Annotated in this window: 17 protein-coding genes and 1 pseudogene; 14 read left to right on the top strand and 4 right to left on the bottom strand. The window is 40.7% G+C overall.

All coding sequences use genetic code 11. From position 1 onward, the window contains the following. Positions 1-534 (top strand): ribosome biogenesis factor YjgA, encoded by a 534-nt coding sequence (gene yjgA / locus F993_RS06210; protein WP_004655675.1) that lies wholly within the window; start codon positions 1-3, stop codon positions 532-534. A 51-nt stretch (positions 535-585) separates the two neighbouring features. On the opposite strand, the gene F993_RS06215 is transcribed toward yjgA, so the two are convergent. Further along, on the bottom strand, positions 586-2,229 hold the full coding sequence (locus tag F993_RS06215; RefSeq protein WP_004655673.1) for an acyl-CoA synthetase: 1,644 nt from the start codon (positions 2,227-2,229) through the stop codon (positions 586-588). 262 nt (positions 2,230-2,491) lie between these two features. On the opposite strand from F993_RS06215, the gene thrS reads away from it, so the two are divergent. The 7 genes and pseudogenes from thrS (at position 2,492) to F993_RS06245 (ending at position 8,101) form a co-directional block, all read left to right on the top strand. Further along, a complete protein-coding gene (gene thrS / locus F993_RS06220; RefSeq protein ID WP_004655671.1) occupies positions 2,492-4,414 on the top strand; it encodes a threonine--tRNA ligase in 1,923 nt (640 codons plus the stop codon). A 5-nt stretch (positions 4,415-4,419) separates the two neighbouring features. Then, on the top strand, positions 4,420-4,971 hold the full coding sequence (infC, locus tag F993_RS06225) for a translation initiation factor IF-3 (protein ID WP_079281829.1): 552 nt from the start codon (positions 4,420-4,422) through the stop codon (positions 4,969-4,971). A 158-nt stretch (positions 4,972-5,129) separates the two neighbouring features. Next, positions 5,130-5,450 (top strand): DUF7709 family protein, encoded by a 321-nt coding sequence (locus F993_RS06230; RefSeq protein ID WP_004655667.1) that lies wholly within the window; start codon positions 5,130-5,132, stop codon positions 5,448-5,450. 127 nt (positions 5,451-5,577) lie between these two features. Then, entirely contained in the window at positions 5,578-6,198 is a 621-nt protein-coding gene (locus tag F993_RS06235; RefSeq protein ID WP_004655665.1) for a glutathione S-transferase N-terminal domain-containing protein, read from the top strand. Further along, a pseudogene (locus tag F993_RS20810) lies at positions 6,195-6,639 on the top strand (hypothetical protein). Before F993_RS06235 ends, F993_RS20810 begins: the two are co-directional and overlap by 4 nt. A gap of 120 nt (positions 6,640-6,759) precedes the next feature. Then, a complete protein-coding gene (locus F993_RS06240; RefSeq protein ID WP_004655660.1) occupies positions 6,760-7,611 on the top strand; it encodes an arylamine N-acetyltransferase family protein in 852 nt (283 codons plus the stop codon). Positions 7,612-7,675: 64 nt separating this feature from the next. Beyond that, the gene (locus F993_RS06245) at positions 7,676-8,101 is read left to right on the top strand and encodes a YqaA family protein (RefSeq protein ID WP_004655658.1); all 426 of its coding nucleotides are present in this window, start codon (positions 7,676-7,678) and stop codon (positions 8,099-8,101) included. A 35-nt stretch (positions 8,102-8,136) separates the two neighbouring features. Here F993_RS06245 and F993_RS06250 read toward each other — a convergent pair whose 3' ends face one another. Then, entirely contained in the window at positions 8,137-9,390 is a 1,254-nt protein-coding gene (locus tag F993_RS06250) for an MFS transporter (RefSeq protein ID WP_004655656.1), read from the bottom strand. Positions 9,391-9,626: 236 nt separating this feature from the next. On the opposite strand from F993_RS06250, the gene rpmI reads away from it, so the two are divergent. From rpmI to F993_RS06265, 3 genes are all read left to right on the top strand, one after another. Beyond that, positions 9,627-9,821, top strand: a complete 195-nt coding sequence (gene rpmI / locus F993_RS06255; protein ID WP_004637967.1) for a 50S ribosomal protein L35 — start codon at positions 9,627-9,629, stop codon at positions 9,819-9,821. Between the two features lie 11 nt (positions 9,822-9,832). Beyond that, on the top strand, positions 9,833-10,192 hold the full coding sequence (gene rplT, locus F993_RS06260; RefSeq protein ID WP_004655655.1) for a 50S ribosomal protein L20: 360 nt from the start codon (positions 9,833-9,835) through the stop codon (positions 10,190-10,192). Positions 10,193-10,284: 92 nt separating this feature from the next. Then, the gene (locus F993_RS06265) at positions 10,285-10,836 is read left to right on the top strand and encodes an NADAR family protein (protein WP_004655653.1); all 552 of its coding nucleotides are present in this window, start codon (positions 10,285-10,287) and stop codon (positions 10,834-10,836) included. A gap of 43 nt (positions 10,837-10,879) precedes the next feature. On the opposite strand, the gene F993_RS06270 is transcribed toward F993_RS06265, so the two are convergent. Continuing rightward, the gene (locus F993_RS06270; RefSeq protein WP_004655651.1) at positions 10,880-12,007 is read right to left on the bottom strand and encodes a hypothetical protein; all 1,128 of its coding nucleotides are present in this window, start codon (positions 12,005-12,007) and stop codon (positions 10,880-10,882) included. Positions 12,008-12,079: 72 nt separating this feature from the next. Here F993_RS06270 and F993_RS06275 point away from each other — a divergent pair, with 72 nt between their 5' ends. Both F993_RS06275 and F993_RS06280 read left to right on the top strand, forming a co-directional pair. Then, positions 12,080-12,457 carry a hypothetical protein gene (locus F993_RS06275; RefSeq protein WP_004655650.1) on the top strand — a complete coding sequence of 126 codons (378 nt, stop codon included), beginning with the start codon at positions 12,080-12,082 and terminating at the stop codon, positions 12,455-12,457. A 105-nt stretch (positions 12,458-12,562) separates the two neighbouring features. Next, on the top strand, positions 12,563-12,760 hold the full coding sequence (locus F993_RS06280; RefSeq protein WP_004655648.1) for a hypothetical protein: 198 nt from the start codon (positions 12,563-12,565) through the stop codon (positions 12,758-12,760). A gap of 56 nt (positions 12,761-12,816) precedes the next feature. Here the strand turns inward: F993_RS06280 and F993_RS06285 are convergent, their stop codons facing one another. Continuing rightward, positions 12,817-13,818 carry a hypothetical protein gene (locus F993_RS06285; RefSeq protein ID WP_004655647.1) on the bottom strand — a complete coding sequence of 334 codons (1,002 nt, stop codon included), beginning with the start codon at positions 13,816-13,818 and terminating at the stop codon, positions 12,817-12,819. 233 nt (positions 13,819-14,051) lie between these two features. Here F993_RS06285 and pheS point away from each other — a divergent pair, with 233 nt between their 5' ends. After that, positions 14,052-15,032: a phenylalanine--tRNA ligase subunit alpha gene (gene pheS, locus F993_RS06290; protein ID WP_004655645.1), complete on the top strand. Its 981-nt coding sequence runs from the start codon at positions 14,052-14,054 to the stop codon at positions 15,030-15,032. Position 15,033 lies beyond the last annotated feature (1 nt).

Raw genomic sequence — 15,033 nt, 5'->3', positions numbered from 1 at the left:
GTGGCACGTGGTCCCCAACGTTATACCGATGAAGATTTTGAGTCATTAGACGGGCGTGCAAGTCGAACCGAGCAAAAGAAAGCCGTACAACGCATGGCCGCTTTGGGTGAGCAGTTGGCTCAACTCAATCCTAAGCAGATTCAAAAGCTTCCTGTCGATGAACGTTTAATTGATGCATTGCTTGAAGTGCAAAAGATCAGTTCATTTGAAGCACGTCGTCGTCAGTTCCAACGTGTTGGTAAGTTATTGCGCAATGAAGATGAGACAACGATTTTGTCTTATCTCACTCCGCAGCAAGGCGCGAAAAAACAAATGCAGTTGATGCGTTGGGTTGATCGTATGATTGATCAAGGTGATCCAATCATTAATGAATTTAGCAAAGTGTTTAATGCATCTGAACGTCATACCTTACGTCAGCATGTATTGCGTATTCACCGTGATATGAAACAACAGGTCAGTGAAGAGGAGCTTGAGGCTTCGAAACGCAAATTTGTGAACTACGTACAACAGGTGGCGCTGTTATCTGAACAGTAATTAGAATGTTAAAAGAAGTTTCCAAGGAAACTTCTTTTTTTATGGGCGGACTTAGCCGCCAAACTCACTGCTTGCTCGTGCTTTGGCCCATTCCCTTAAAATAAATTTCTGCAATTTTCCTGTCGAAGTCTTGGGAATCTCAGTAATCACCACATCTTTGGGGACTTTGAAGCGAGCCAGTTCTTTCTGGCAATGTGCAATGATTTCGTCGGCAGAGGCGGATGCACCTTGTTTGAGTTCAATAAAGGCACAGGGCACTTCTTGCCAACGCTCATCTGGTTTAGCCACCACTGCAGCAGTGAGTACCGCAGGATGGCGATATAGCACATCTTCAACTTCTAAAGATGAAATGTTTTCGCCGCCTGAAATAATAATATCTTTGGAACGATCTGTGATTTTGGCGTAGCCATCCGCATGGCTGACGGCTAAATCTCCGGTGTGGAACCATCCTCCTTTAAAGGCCTCTGCAGTGGCTTGAGGATTCTTTAAATAGCCTTTCATGACAATATTGCCACGAAACATGATTTCCCCCATAGTCTGCCCATCATTGGGGACGGGCTGCATGGTTTCTGGATCAAGTACCCGCATACTATCCTGTAGCGGATAAGGTACACCCTGGCGTGAGTGTAGTTGTGCTTGCTCCTGAATGGATAAATCACTCCAGCCTGCTTGTGAAGCACATAAGGCCGAAGGACCGTAGGTCTCAGTTAAACCATAGACATGATTGACGTTAATACCGATATTGCGCATTCCTTCAATGATCGCTACAGGCGGCGCAGCACCTGCGACCATGACTTCAACATCATGCTCAAATGCCGTTTTCTGTTCGCTTGGTGTATTGATCAGCATAGACAGCACAATCGGTGCACCACAGAAATAATCTACTTTATGTGCTGCAATATATTGAAAGATCAATGCTGGATCGACGCGGCGCAAACAGATGTTGGTGCCACCACTGGCTGCAATTGACCAAGCAAAGCACCAACCATTGCAATGAAATAGAGGTAAGGTCCAAAGGTATGTAGCACGAGGTTTCATGCCACAAGCCAAGATATTACTGGCGGCATTCAAATAAGCACCACGGTGATGGTAGACCACACCTTTAGGGTTGCCTGTGGTACCCGAGGTATAACTCAGGCTAATCGCATCCCATTCATCTTGTGGAAGTAGCCATTCAAATTCAGGATCACCATGAGCGAGCCATGATTCATATTCATACTGTCCAAGGGCAATTTGTTCTCCCTCAAATTCAGAATCAAAGACATCAATGACAATAATGTCTTGTGAGACAAGCGTGAGCGCTTCTTCAGCCACTTGACGAAATTCAGGATCAACCAGCAGGACTTTGGTTTCGGCATGCTGCAACATAAAAGCAATGGTCTTGGCATCAAGGCGGGTATTCAGGGTATTCAGTACCGCACCCGCCATCGGCACGGCAAAATGTGCTTCGATCATGGCGGGAATATTCGGTAAGAGTGCTGAAACGGTATCGTTCTTTTGAATGCCCAGACTGTTTAACTGGTGTGCAAATTGACGACAACGCTGATAAGTCTGTTGCCATGTAATCTGACGTTCACCATGAATAATCGCGGCTTGCTGCGGATAAATATAAGCCGCACGCTCTAAATAACGTAACGGTGATAAGGCAACAAAATTTGCTGGGGTCTTGGGTAATTGATCATATGCACTCACCATGTGTCTTGCTCCATTTCTGTTCTTTTCATTGATCACTAAATTATTCTGTCATCGAGTCTAAATCATTTAGGCTTTAGTCGGAGAGGAATCTGGACTGATCTTGGGTTTTTCTGGTTCAGAGGTTTCATCCACAGCTAAACCCGTGTAAAATCTTGGATACTTTTTTATCCGCCGTTTTTTATCTTTTGAGGCCGCGCCTCAATACATAATCTCGCGGTGATATGCTCCTTCGTATAGGGCATCACTCCTTAAGGATTTTATTATGCCAATCATTACTTTACCAAATGGTGATCAGAAACAGTTTGATCATCCGATTTCCGTGATGGAACTTGCTCAGAGCATTGGTCCGGGTCTTGCAAAAAATACAGTTGCAGGTCGCATCAATGATCGTTTGGTGGATGCTTGTGATTTAATCACAGAAGATGCAACAGTTCAGATTATTACCCCTAAAGATGAAGAAGGCTTAGAAATCATTCGCCATTCATGCGCGCACTTGGTCGGACATGCGGTTAAGCAATTGTTCCCAGAAGCGAAAATGGTGATCGGTCCTGTAATCGAAGAAGGTTTCTACTACGACATCTGGATGCCACGTCCATTTACTTTGGATGATATGGCTGCTGTTGAAGAGCGCATGAAAAAGCTCATCGACCAAGATTATGACGTCATCAAAAAGATGACTCCACGTGATGAAGTGATTGCAGAATTCACAGCACGCGGTGAAGAATACAAGTTGCGCCTGATTGCAGACATGCCAAATGAAACACAAATGGGCTTGTACTACCATCAGGATTATTTGGATATGTGCCGTGGTCCGCATGTACCCAACACTAAATTCTTAAAATCATTCAAACTCACTAAAATCTCTGGTGCTTACTGGCGTGGTGATGCGAAGAATGAACAGCTACAGCGTATTTATGGTACGGCTTGGGCGGATAAAAAGCAGTTAGCTGCTTATATCAAACGTATTGAAGAAGCTGAAAAGCGTGACCACCGTAAAATTGGTAAAGCTTTAGACCTGTTCCACATGCAAGAAGAAGCACCGGGTATGGTGTTTTGGCATCCGAACGGCTGGACCATTTACCAAGTGCTTGAACAATACATGCGTAAAGTTCAGCAAGACAATGGTTACCAAGAAATCAAGACACCGCAAATTGTTGATTTCACCTTGTGGGAAAAGTCTGGGCATGCGGCGAACTATGCTGAAAACATGTTTACGACCCATTCAGAAAGCCGTAACTATGCAGTGAAGCCAATGAACTGCCCATGTCACGTGCAAGTATTTAACCAAGGCTTGAAATCTTACCGTGACTTACCAATTCGTTTGGCGGAGTTTGGTTCTTGTCACCGTAATGAGCCATCAGGTTCTTTACATGGCATTATGCGTGTTCGCGGCTTTACTCAAGACGATGCACATATCTTCTGTACCAAAGAACAGATTGGTAAAGAAGTCGCTGACTTTATTAAACTGACTTTAGATGTTTATAAAGACTTTGGCTTCGAAGATGTGCAAATGAAATTGTCTACACGTCCAGAAAAACGTGTGGGTGATGATGCACTTTGGGACTTGGCTGAAAAATCTTTGGCAGATGCTTTGGATGATGCAGGCTTGGCTTGGGACTTACAACCAGGCGAAGGTGCCTTCTATGGCCCGAAAATTGAATTCTCATTGAAAGATTGCTTAGGCCGTATCTGGCAGTGCGGTACAATCCAGTGTGACTTCAACTTACCAATCCGTTTAGACGCGTCTTATGTCACTGAAGACAATGATCGTGATCAGCCCGTCATGTTGCATCGTGCAATTCTTGGCAGTTTCGAGCGTTTTATTGGTATACTAATTGAACACTATGCGGGTTTCATGCCGCCGTGGCTCACACCAATTCAAGCTTGTGTCATGAATATTACCGATTCACAAGCTGAGGCAAGTGAACAGGTGGTCGCAAAACTCAAAGAAAATGGTCTTCGTGCCATTTCTGACTTGAGAAATGAAAAGATCGGATTTAAGATTCGTGAGCGTACCCTAGAGCGTATTCCTTACCTTCTGGTTCTTGGTGATCGAGAAGTTGAAGAAGGTACAGTTAATGTGCGTACTCGCTCAGGAAAAAATTTAGGTACTATGTCAGTAGATGCATTTATTGACTTAGTGAAATCTGCCGTTGCCGAACGTGGCCGGTATATCGTGGAGTAATAAAGATTAAACAGCCTGACCGTAACCAACAACAAGGTGCTAAAAGTAACCGTCCTGCAATTAACGATGAGATCCGTGCGAAAGAAGTACGCCTTGTCGCTGCAGATGGGGAACAAAAAGGTGTTGTTTCATTAAATGAAGCATTGCGTGCTGCAGAAGAAGCTAATCTTGACCTTGTTGAGATTGTTGCTAATGCGGAACCACCTGTTTGTAAGATCATGGACTACAACAAGCACTTATTTGACTTGAAACAAAAGCAAAAAGATGCGAAGAAAAAACAGCATCAAGTGCAAGTGAAAGAAATCAAGTTACGTCCAGCGACGGACGTAGGTGATTACCAAGTAAAATTGCGTGCAATTTTACGTTTCCTTGAAGAAGGAAATAAGGTGAAAATCACTTTGCGTTTCCGTGGTCGTGAGATGGCACACCAACAGCTTGGTTTAGCTCAATTACAGAAAATTGAAGCTGACGTTGCTGAGTTTGGTGTTGTTGAACAAGCGCCGAAGATGGAAGGCCGTCAGATGGGCATGTTACTTGGTCCGAAAAAGAAAAAGTAATTTTTGCTTAGAAAAAGCACCGCAATAGGCGGTGCTTTTTTATGTCTATAATAATGCATTATTTTATTAAAAATTTTCTAAGTGTCATCAACAGGCATCTGAATCAAAATATGATAGGGTAAATGAAATCTTTCAGAACTTAAAAATAGGAACATGATATGTCAACAATTACAGGTACTGAACAACTCTCTGAAATTAATCAAAAAGTGGTGCAAGAAGGCGAGGTCCTTCCCCAAGTTAAACTTAAAGATGGTAGTCGTGTTCAAACTGGAACGGTAGCCACCATGCTGCATAATATTAATCTCTATAATGCAGGTGTTCGTGGTGCGGTCGAAGATGAACTGATTTTAGCTGTACCGACCTTATTTAAAGTTGGAATGTTTGATTTATTCTCTGTCGAGGAATGGATCAATGGCAGCAATGCTGGCCGTAAATTTGTCGGTGAAAAGGCTAAGGCATTTTTAGAAAGCCAAGCTTGAGTATCTACAACATTATCTTTGAAAACACGGCTTTATTGTTTCTTTTCGTGCCTATTTGCTGATCGATATTGATGAAATGTGCTATAACGCAACAACAGTCAAGATAATGATGAACAGGACAATATAAATGATTGACTTATATTATTGGGGTACACCCAATGGGCATAAAATAACAATTGCTTTAGAGGAAATGGGACTCGAATATCAGATTTTCCCAATCAATATTTTAGAAAATGATCAGTTTCAACCTGATTTTCTCAGAATCTCTCCAAATAATAAAATTCCAGCCATTGTTGATCAAAATGGTCCGCGAGGCGAACCGATTTCAGTGTTTGAGTCAGGCGCAATCTTGCAATATTTAGGTCGAAAAACAGGTCTGTTCTATCCGACTGATGAACAAGAACGAGTTGAGGTAGAACAATGGTTGATGTGGCAAATGGGTGGGTTTGGTCCAATGCTGGGGCAAAATCACCACTTTAATAAGTTTGCACCCGAACGGATTCCTTATGCCATTGAGCGTTATATCAATGAAACCAAACGCCTTTATACTGTTTTAAATAAGCAGTTAATTGGTCAAAAGTTTGTGGCAGGCGAATATTCCATTGCAGATATGGCAATCCTACCTTGGGCATTGCGTTATGAATGGCAGGGCATTCAACTTGAAGACTATCCATATGTGAAAGATTATATTGAACGATTAACGGCCCGCCCTGCGATACAAAAAGCCTTGTCGATCAAAGTGGGATGAATCAAGGTATTGGACGACACAGCTACTTAAAGCATTGGGCGATTGCGATGGGATTGTTGTTGCTTACAGCAATCCTTTGTGCTCAGTTGCAAAAGCTCTATTCAGAGAGTCATCTAGCGGTTTTGGTATTTGCTTTTATTACTGTTTTAGGGCTCTTATTTTCTACACTCTTTGCTTGGCTACAGCTAGAGACCAGAAATTCATATTCTAGTACAGGGTGGTTTGTTGGGTTTTTTAAGTTTATCCTTAGTGTTATGTAGCTATCTTGATCATACTGTATCTATTGACTGGGCTGCGGTTTCTGCGGGTGAAATGCAACTTACCTTGTACCAAAAAATTATTAGATCTGATTTTACATTTTGGCTCTTATTTCTTTTTCCATTCATTTTTTCAGTTATGTATTTTTCTATTCGATCTAAAAAAGCGAAAACTAAAAATTAATTTTTGGCAAAACCTTATCTTTAAGGCTGTCAGCAGGGCAGTTTTATAATTGTGTAATTTTTCATCTGCTCTACGCATGTTCAGGCTAGGATGCTTTAGGTTCAAAAAAGATAACGCATTATGCAAACTCAAATATCAGCCCTTTATTTAAAAAAGCTTGGTTTTGAAGGTGAGTTTTTGCCGACTTTGGCAAATTTAAAGCTTTTGTTAAACCTTCATGTGCAAACGATTCCTTTTGGCAATTTTTCTTCTTTTCTTGGAGAGGAGGTTTCCTTAGAACCCAATCAACTTGCTCAGAAATTATTGCTTGATGGACGTGAAGGCTATTGTTTAGAACAGAGTAGCTTGACCAGAGTTGTACTCACTGAACTAGGCTATGAGGCTTATAATGTACTCGGTCGGGTCTATTATCAAAGCTCGCCGATCACTACGCCTGTACGCACGCATTTGGTCACATTAGTCTGTATTAATCAGCACTTATTTTTATATGATCCTGGGTTTGGTGGGATGACCCCAACCACGGTTTTATCACTTGATCAGGTCGGAGAAACACAGCTGACACCGCTAGAACCGTTTAGATTTGTTGAAGCCGCACAGAGTGGTTTGGATCTAGCTGTGCTGACAGAAATGCAATATATGCTGCAAGTTTATCTTCATGATCAGTGGATCAATGTCTATGCAATTAATCCCGAACAGCACATTGCGGATGCCGATGCTTTGGTGGCGAATTGGTATATTTCGACTTCTCCTGAATCCTTATTTACTCAGTATTTAATGTTATCTACTGCTAATAGCGAAATGCGGATCACGTTAAAAGATCGAGTCTTAAGAACGCATGGCAAAGGGGGCTCAAATAAAAAAGAGTTAACTAATTTTGATGAATTTGAACAAACCATTAAAAGCGTTTTTCGGATTGATATTTCACAGGAGATACTCAAAGAGACTTGGGCAAAATTAACCTTGAATCCATAGCATTCACGTTATATGGTCTACTCTTGATGATGTGTGGCTCCGAGTTTAAGAGAACCTTGTTTTGATGTCTTATTTGTTATTGTTTCTCTCAGCCTTTGGTGCTGCCACCTTATTACCTTTACAGTCTGAAGCGGTATTACTGACCTTGCTAATACAAGGTTTATCCAATCCTTTTTATCTCATCTTGGTTGCGACCATTGGTAATGTCTTGGGTTCCTGTGTGAATTGGTGGCTTGGACTAAAAATTGAACATTTTAAAGATAAAAAATGGTTTCCTGTTTCAGAACAACGGTTGCTGCAAGCACAACAGATTTATCATAAATATGGTTTTTATTCGTTGCTACTGAGTTGGACTCCTGTGATTGGTGATCCCATTACCTTGATTGCCGGGCTGATGAAAGAAAACTTTTGGCGATTCTTGTTGATTGTGACCATTGCCAAAGGTGGACGATATCTCACCTTGTACGCACTCTATTTAGGAATTTTTTAAAAAAGGGAAAGGTGAGATGAGCTTTCCCTTTACGTTTATTGCTCCGTTCCTTTGGTAATATCGACGGTGAATAAGTCATTGGTTTTAAACCAGCAATAACTCACCACTGCAAGAGTCATACATCCACCCAGAATGGTTGCCGTAATGGTACCGAGGTATTTGGCTGCAAGACCTGATTCAAAAGCTCCTAGTTCATTACTTGAAGAAACGAACATCCCATTCACTGCTGCAACACGTCCCCGCATATTTTCAGGTGGGAAAATTTGCAAGATGGTTTGACGAACCACGACGGAAACACTGTCACAAGCACCGGTCATGGCTAAGGCAAAGAGGGACAGCCACATATTGTTTGAGAAGGCGAACAGAATGGTAAAAATACCAAAGCCTGCGACGGCCAACAGCATATTGCGCCACGCATGATGCATTGGCGGGAACTTAGTCAGCACAATCATGGTGATCAGTGCACCGATAGACGGGGCTGCACGTAAGTAACCTAAGCCTTCAGGTCCAACTTTTAAAATTTCTTCAGCAAAAATCGGCAACAGAGCAATCACGCCCCCAAATAATACTGAGACCAAGTCCAGTGAGATTGCCCATAGAACAATTTTAGTTTTCCAAATAAAGCGGAAACCATCGGTCAGGCTTTGCAGCACATTTTCGGTTTCCATTTTGGGAAAGGTTCGCTTTGCTAGACAGTTAATCAAAATGAAGCAGACGGCCAATAATGCAGATACTGCAAAGAGACTAGTTTCACGCCCCAAAAATGCCAACATAAAACCACCCAACATTGGCCCGATAATGACACCACTTTGCCAACCGATCGTGGTCCAAGTGGCACCATTGGCATACAGTTCGCGTGGAATCAAAAAGGGTTTAAGCGAGGTTGCTGATGGATTGTAAAAGCCCCGAATGGTACCTAAAGCGAATATGACGGCATAGATGCCCCAAGATAGTGTGCTAATGCTAATTTTTTCTAAGCCATGTAAATGGAACAAACCCCAAAGCACTAAAGGCAAAGGAATGGAAAAGAATAAACAAACTTTCATAATACTTTGTTTATTCAGCTTATCCGCAAAATAACCACCCCATAAGGACAGGGTAATGAACGGAATCGCTTCTGCCAGACCAATGAAACCCAGCGTCAGAGGGTCTCGCGTGATTTGATAGAGTGAATACGCCACAATAATTTCCTGAATCAAGATGGCCAGCGTTAAGCAAAATTGATTGAGGGTGACGATAGAGAAATCCCGATACCGCAAGGCGGCGAAAGCGTCATTCTGTATATTCATATGGATAGAGATTTAAGAATTTGCTGTTATTATATGCGCTGATTTTGTGCATGTTTCTCATAATTTGAGAATTAATTATGGGAAATAACGTTTGCTGAAAACAGCGCTATTTCTGTCAAAAAATGAGCATTTTGCTTTTGTTTTGGGGAGAGATACTATATGATACTGCCTTCCTTACCTGCAGGTTGATTTGCAATAGTGCAAACGTGCCGAACAGGTGCTCAAAAGAGGTTACTATGGCTAAGTTAAAAACTCGCCGTGGTGCAGCTAAACGCTTTAAAGCGACTGCAAACGGTTTCAAGCGCAAACAAGCATTCAAGCGCCACATTTTGACCAAAAAATCTGCTAAGCGTATCCGTCAATTGCGCGGTTGTGTAATGGTTCACGTAAGTGACGTTGCATCAGTTCGTGCTATGTGCCCATACATCTAAGGAGATTATAAATGGCTCGTGTAAAACGTGGTGTAGTGGCTCATCGCCGTCACAAAAAAATTCTTGCTCGCGCTAAAGGTTACTATGGTGCTCGTTCACGCGTTTACCGCGTAGCGTTCCAAGCGGTAATCAAAGCTGGTCAATACGCTTACCGTGACCGCCGTCAAAAGAAACGTCAATTCCGTGCTTTATGGATTGCGCGTATCAATGCCGGTGCTCGTCAAAACGGTTTGTCATACAGCCGTATGATCGATGGCTTGAAAAAAGCTCAAGTGATCATCGACCGTCGCGTATTAGCTGACATCGCTATGCATGATGCAATTGCATTTGCTGCTTTAGCTGAAAAAGCTAAAGGCGCATTAGCTGCATAAGCTTAGAGATTCAAAAAAGACCGCTTTTTAGCGGTCTTTTTTATTTTTAGTGAATTGGGTTTTTAATAATAGAGAATAATCAGAGATAGATGATGCAAGACGAACAATTTTTAAATGATTTAATTCAACAAGTGCAACAAGGCCACCAATTTAAATATTTATATTTCTGGGGACATACCCCAAAGCAAGCCAATCATGTGGACAAGAGTTGTTTTAGCCAGTGGTTTCCATCGCCATTCAAACAGGAGGGCATCGAATATCTCACGGCAGAACATTATATGATGGCGCAAAAAGCAAAACTTTTTAACGATGATGAGATATTGAATCAGATTTTGAAGGTCACACATCCGAATGAAGCAAAACAGCTCGGTCGAAAAATACAGCACTATGACGAACAACTGTGGCAGGAAATGCGTTTTGATATCGTGGTACAGGCAAATTTGGCTAAATTCTCACACTATCCAGAATTAAGAAATTTTTTACTTGCCACACATGATCGTATTTTGGTTGAAGCATCGCCTGTCGATAAAATTTGGGGGATTGGTATGGCACAAGATCACCAGCATATCCAAGACCCAGGCCAATGGCAGGGGTTAAATTTACTTGGTTTTGCACTTATGCAGGTGCGCGCTCAGTTGCTATAGGCATAAAATGAAAAAGACCGCTTTTTTAGTGGTCTTTTTTGTCTTATTTTTTTGACCAAATCATCAGAAAAATAATTACGCCCAAGCTAATCACCATAAATTTGGCGAATTCATAATGGTTAACCAACCAGAACACTCCATAGAGTAGCCCAATGACAACAGCTAAAAAGAAGATAAGATAAAGTGTCGAGGCTGTAACAGATGTTGGCTTTTCTTCTGTTGTACTATCATTGCTCAACTCATTATTGACTTCGATATTGGTTTGGGGTTTATGTTGAAGTGAGTGTGGTGGAATATAGGAAAAATCTTCGTTCACGTATGCTTGCTCATAGCTATTTGCACTATGTGAAAGTAAGCTGATTAATGCATTGTTTAAATCTTCTTGGAAAAGATCTATTTCTGTAAAATTTTGATCAATAATATCAGCATAAAATGATCTTGAAGCTAGTGTCATTGCCACTTCAGTTTTGATTTGCTCTTGTAAATCACAGAGTTTATTTATCCAAGAAAATGCCAAATTGAATTCAGGACTAGGTTCCTTAAGAAAAGGATATTCGGCTATTTCATTTTTTAAAAATAAGTTATTGGTTAAGACCAGACTTTTATCTTGCTTAAAATTAAATGGGTTATCTAAAAATGTGCTTTGAAAATACTCATGTAAGTTTTTCCAATTTAGATTTTTCTTAAACTCATCAATAACTTGTAGTTGTTTTTGATCTAATTTAATTAGAGTAAATAATAGATATTTATTATAGTTTTGAGAGGATGAAAAACCACTAAATTCACGAGGATCCGTAGACATCGAAAATTTTTTTACTTTTTCTGCATGTACTTTAACTAAAGCAAAGTTTTGCTCTGTTCCCAAGAAGATGGCTACAGGATAATTGCTTGTATCAAAAATGAACTGTTTAAAATGTTGAGTAAACTCAGGAAAGAGTAGATCAAAAGGAATGAGTTGGCAGCGCTGAATCTGTTGATCTCTGAGATCGGCAATTAAATGAGCAATTGAATCGTAACGTAATTCATTCGTTTCTAAATCACGTAGCAGAAAAAGGTCATGAGTTATATCACACCAGTCATGTTCGATATGATATTCAGCAATTTTATGATCAAAATAGCGTTGAGCATTATGTTGTAAGCCTAAGATGAACTTCCAGTAATTATCGGTCATTGTTTTATGTATGCTGTTATTGGTGAGAAGCTAAGCTTATTATCATATCTGAAATTAATGATGGATTAAAACGTGCGCAGGCAATATCACTTTAGACAAGTTGGAGAGGATACTTATATCTGGGATGTTCATCATTTGCTGGAGCTGACGAAAAACTTGATTCCTAAGAAGGTTTTACTGGCTGATATTCAAGAGTTAAACGAAGCCTATTGGTTTCCAGATCAATCTCCAACAACACAACAAATCATTGAGCACTTTCAACTGATTCAAGATGCTGATCTGAGTTATCCCATTATTTTGTGTGCACAAGGGCGAGTGATGGATGGGATGCATCGTGTCGCTAAAGCCAGTTTGCTGCAACACACAGATATTCTCGCCGTGCAATTTGAACAAACCCCTGAACCTGATTTCATCAATATGGATGAAGATGATTTAGATTATGATGAGTAACACAATCTACTGATTTGTTTAAAGATTACATAACCCAAACATGTTCGATTAGACTTTTGCGCTGAAATCTTTTTACAGTAAAGAAAACAGCATCAGGATAAAAATATGTTAGTGAGCGTAGAAGGGTTACAGCAAGGTGCATTTGAAACAGAGCTGAGTATTGTGCCTAGAAAGGGTGAAACCATCCGAATTTTTTATGGGCCAGATGCTGAAGTTGAAGGTGAAATTGAAAATGTGCATCACATTGTTAATCAGCATGATGGCGGGCATAAAGTCATTATCAGAATTCGACCGACCTTCTAAAATGATAAAAGAAAAACCTAGATGGCGTGATCTAGGTTTTTTTATGCATTCTGTTGCTACAGACCAAAATAATAAGCAAGCAGACAGATAATTACAGTCAGAATAATCAATTTAATGACCCCTGATGTACCAACTTTATGATGTTGAGTTTTATCTAGTTGATGCGGGATTTCCATAGTCCGATCAATGATTTCAGGTTCTTCCGCTGTCAATTGAGCTGTCTGGTAATGATTTGCTGTTTTGACAATTAATTTTGCAAATAAATCATCGGTCTTTTGGGAGAAATTACGTAAATTGATTTGTTCTTCAGGGCTGATCAATTCACCTGTCGCATGATAAGGATGTTGTCTTTGTTGTTGCAAATAATCAGCCAAAGCTTGAGTGCGGTGTAACAGGCGATGTGCAACATCTGCAGGATAATCGGTTGGAATCAATGCGAGTTGCTGGTTTGGTGTGTTGATCGGATCCAATTCATAGCCATAGAAAGGTAGATCTTGTTGTTCTGGTTCTGAAAAATGTTCTGCATATTTGCTGTCAAATAGTTCTTTCTCCAAGAAAATGGCCACCTGATTCCAATTCACTTTCTGTAAATCAGCATCAATTTTTTTAGCGAATTTATCATTCAATTCATAACGCCAAAATGTTTCTTGGCGGAGTGTGGTTTGTTGGGATGCGGGTATATCAAAGGCTTGATCACTGTTATCCCATTCAGCCAGTTCATGTCCACAAATCCATGCGTTTTTTTTATTGCCTTGATGGCTTACAATAAAATGTGTGAAGGGAAGCAGCTCTACATTGGCATTTGGATTTTGTTCATCATTGAGTACGCTGGATAAATGTAGGCTGAGTTTTTTTACCCCTTGTTTTTTTAAGCCTTCAAGCCAAATCTGGAAATGTTGTGCTAATAGATGTTGAGACAGTAAGTCCCTAAAAAGCAGTCGATTTTGATTGAAAATCGGATGTTCAATCCAGCGACTAAAATTGAGTTCACTTGCGAGGAACTCATTGCCATAAGTCACAAGTGTAAGCTGTTGTTTCCAGATTTGATCAAGCGCCATCGTTATTCTTTCTCATTGACGATATCAATATCTTATACATTTTATTCAATTATTGATTATTTTTTTACGAAAATTTAGATGATCAATCGGCAAGCTTGACTATTTTATCTTCAGATTCAGGTTTAAAAAAAGGATGCTATTTAAACAGTGGTTTATCTTCATAAAATAGGTAAAAAGCTGATAAACTATAGCGTTTTATTATATTTCTATATTTTGTTGCTTTGAGAGTTACTATGTCACTGGAAGCCCTGACCACTGAAGCGCTTGCTGCCATTGCAGCGGCTCAAGACCTTGCTGCACTCGATCAAGTCCGTGTGCAATTTACAGGGAAGAAAAGCCAGCTTGCAGAGCAGTCGAAAGCACTTGGAAAAATGGATCCTGAAGAGCGAAAAGTACAAGGTGCTGCAATTCACGCTGTGCGTGAAGCAATCAATACAGCTTTGACTGAGCGTCAACAGACATTACAACAAGCTGAACTTGCAAAAAAATTAGCAAGTGAAACCATTGATATTACTTTACCAGGTCGCGGTCAGCGCATGGGAAGTATTCATCCTGTTACTCAAGTACAAGAACGGATTTGCCAATTTTTTACCAAAGCAGGTTTTAAGGTTGCACATGGCCCAGAAGTTGAAGATGATTATCACAACTTTGAAGCCTTAAATATTCCGGGACACCACCCAGCACGTGCCATGCATGACACCTTCTATTTTGATGCAACGCATTTGCTACGTACCCATACTTCGGGTGTGCAAATTCGGACTATGGAAACTAGCCAGCCACCAATTCGTATTGTGTGTCCGGGGCGTGTTTATCGTTGTGACTCAGATCAAACCCATTCGCCAATGTTCCATCAGATCGAAGGTCTGTACGTTGCTGAAAATACCAGCTTTGCTGAGTTAAAAGGTTTATTGATTAACTTACTCAATGAATTTTTTGAGAAAGATTTGAAAGTACGTTTCCGCCCATCTTATTTCCCGTTCACTGAGCCAAGTGCTGAAGTGGATATTATGGATGAACGTGGTCGTTGGTTAGAGGTTTTAGGCTGTGGCATGGTACATCCAAATGTACTGCGTGCTGCGGGGATTGATCCTGATAAATACAAAGGCTTTGCTTTTGGTTTAGGGGTAGAGCGTTTTGCAATGTTGCGTTATGGCATCAATGATTTGCGTATGTTCTACCAAAATGACGTGCGTTTCTTACGCCAATTTGCCTAAA

Origin of the sequence: Acinetobacter proteolyticus (genome assembly GCF_000367945.1) — a bacterium.
GTDB lineage: Bacteria > Pseudomonadota > Gammaproteobacteria > Pseudomonadales > Moraxellaceae > Acinetobacter > Acinetobacter proteolyticus.
Note: the sequence above shows the minus strand (reverse complement) of the source record. Positions and strands in the feature narration are given on the sequence as shown.

Bases quoted from the DNA above. Each gene is read 5' to 3' on its own strand.
- F993_RS06240 (WP_004655660.1), top strand. From the start codon at position 6,760: ATGCAAACTCAAATATCAGCCCTTTATTTAAAAAAGCTTGGTTTTGAA.
- F993_RS06270 (WP_004655651.1), bottom strand. From the start codon at position 12,007: ATGACCGATAATTACTGGAAGTTCATCTTAGGCTTACAACATAATGCT.
- F993_RS06215 (WP_004655673.1), bottom strand. From the start codon at position 2,229: ATGGTGAGTGCATATGATCAATTACCCAAGACCCCAGCAAATTTTGTT.
- F993_RS06235 (WP_004655665.1), top strand. From the start codon at position 5,578: ATGATTGACTTATATTATTGGGGTACACCCAATGGGCATAAAATAACA.
- thrS (WP_004655671.1), top strand. From the start codon at position 2,492: ATGCCAATCATTACTTTACCAAATGGTGATCAGAAACAGTTTGATCAT.
- rplT (WP_004655655.1), top strand. From the start codon at position 9,833: ATGGCTCGTGTAAAACGTGGTGTAGTGGCTCATCGCCGTCACAAAAAA.
- F993_RS06230 (WP_004655667.1), top strand. From the start codon at position 5,130: ATGTCAACAATTACAGGTACTGAACAACTCTCTGAAATTAATCAAAAA.
- F993_RS06285 (WP_004655647.1), bottom strand. From the start codon at position 13,818: ATGGCGCTTGATCAAATCTGGAAACAACAGCTTACACTTGTGACTTAT.
- F993_RS06250 (WP_004655656.1), bottom strand. From the start codon at position 9,390: ATGAATATACAGAATGACGCTTTCGCCGCCTTGCGGTATCGGGATTTC.
- F993_RS06245 (WP_004655658.1), top strand. From the start codon at position 7,676: ATGTCTTATTTGTTATTGTTTCTCTCAGCCTTTGGTGCTGCCACCTTA.
- F993_RS06265 (WP_004655653.1), top strand. From the start codon at position 10,285: ATGCAAGACGAACAATTTTTAAATGATTTAATTCAACAAGTGCAACAA.
- pheS (WP_004655645.1), top strand. From the start codon at position 14,052: ATGTCACTGGAAGCCCTGACCACTGAAGCGCTTGCTGCCATTGCAGCG.
- rpmI (WP_004637967.1), top strand. From the start codon at position 9,627: ATGGCTAAGTTAAAAACTCGCCGTGGTGCAGCTAAACGCTTTAAAGCG.
- F993_RS06280 (WP_004655648.1), top strand. From the start codon at position 12,563: ATGTTAGTGAGCGTAGAAGGGTTACAGCAAGGTGCATTTGAAACAGAG.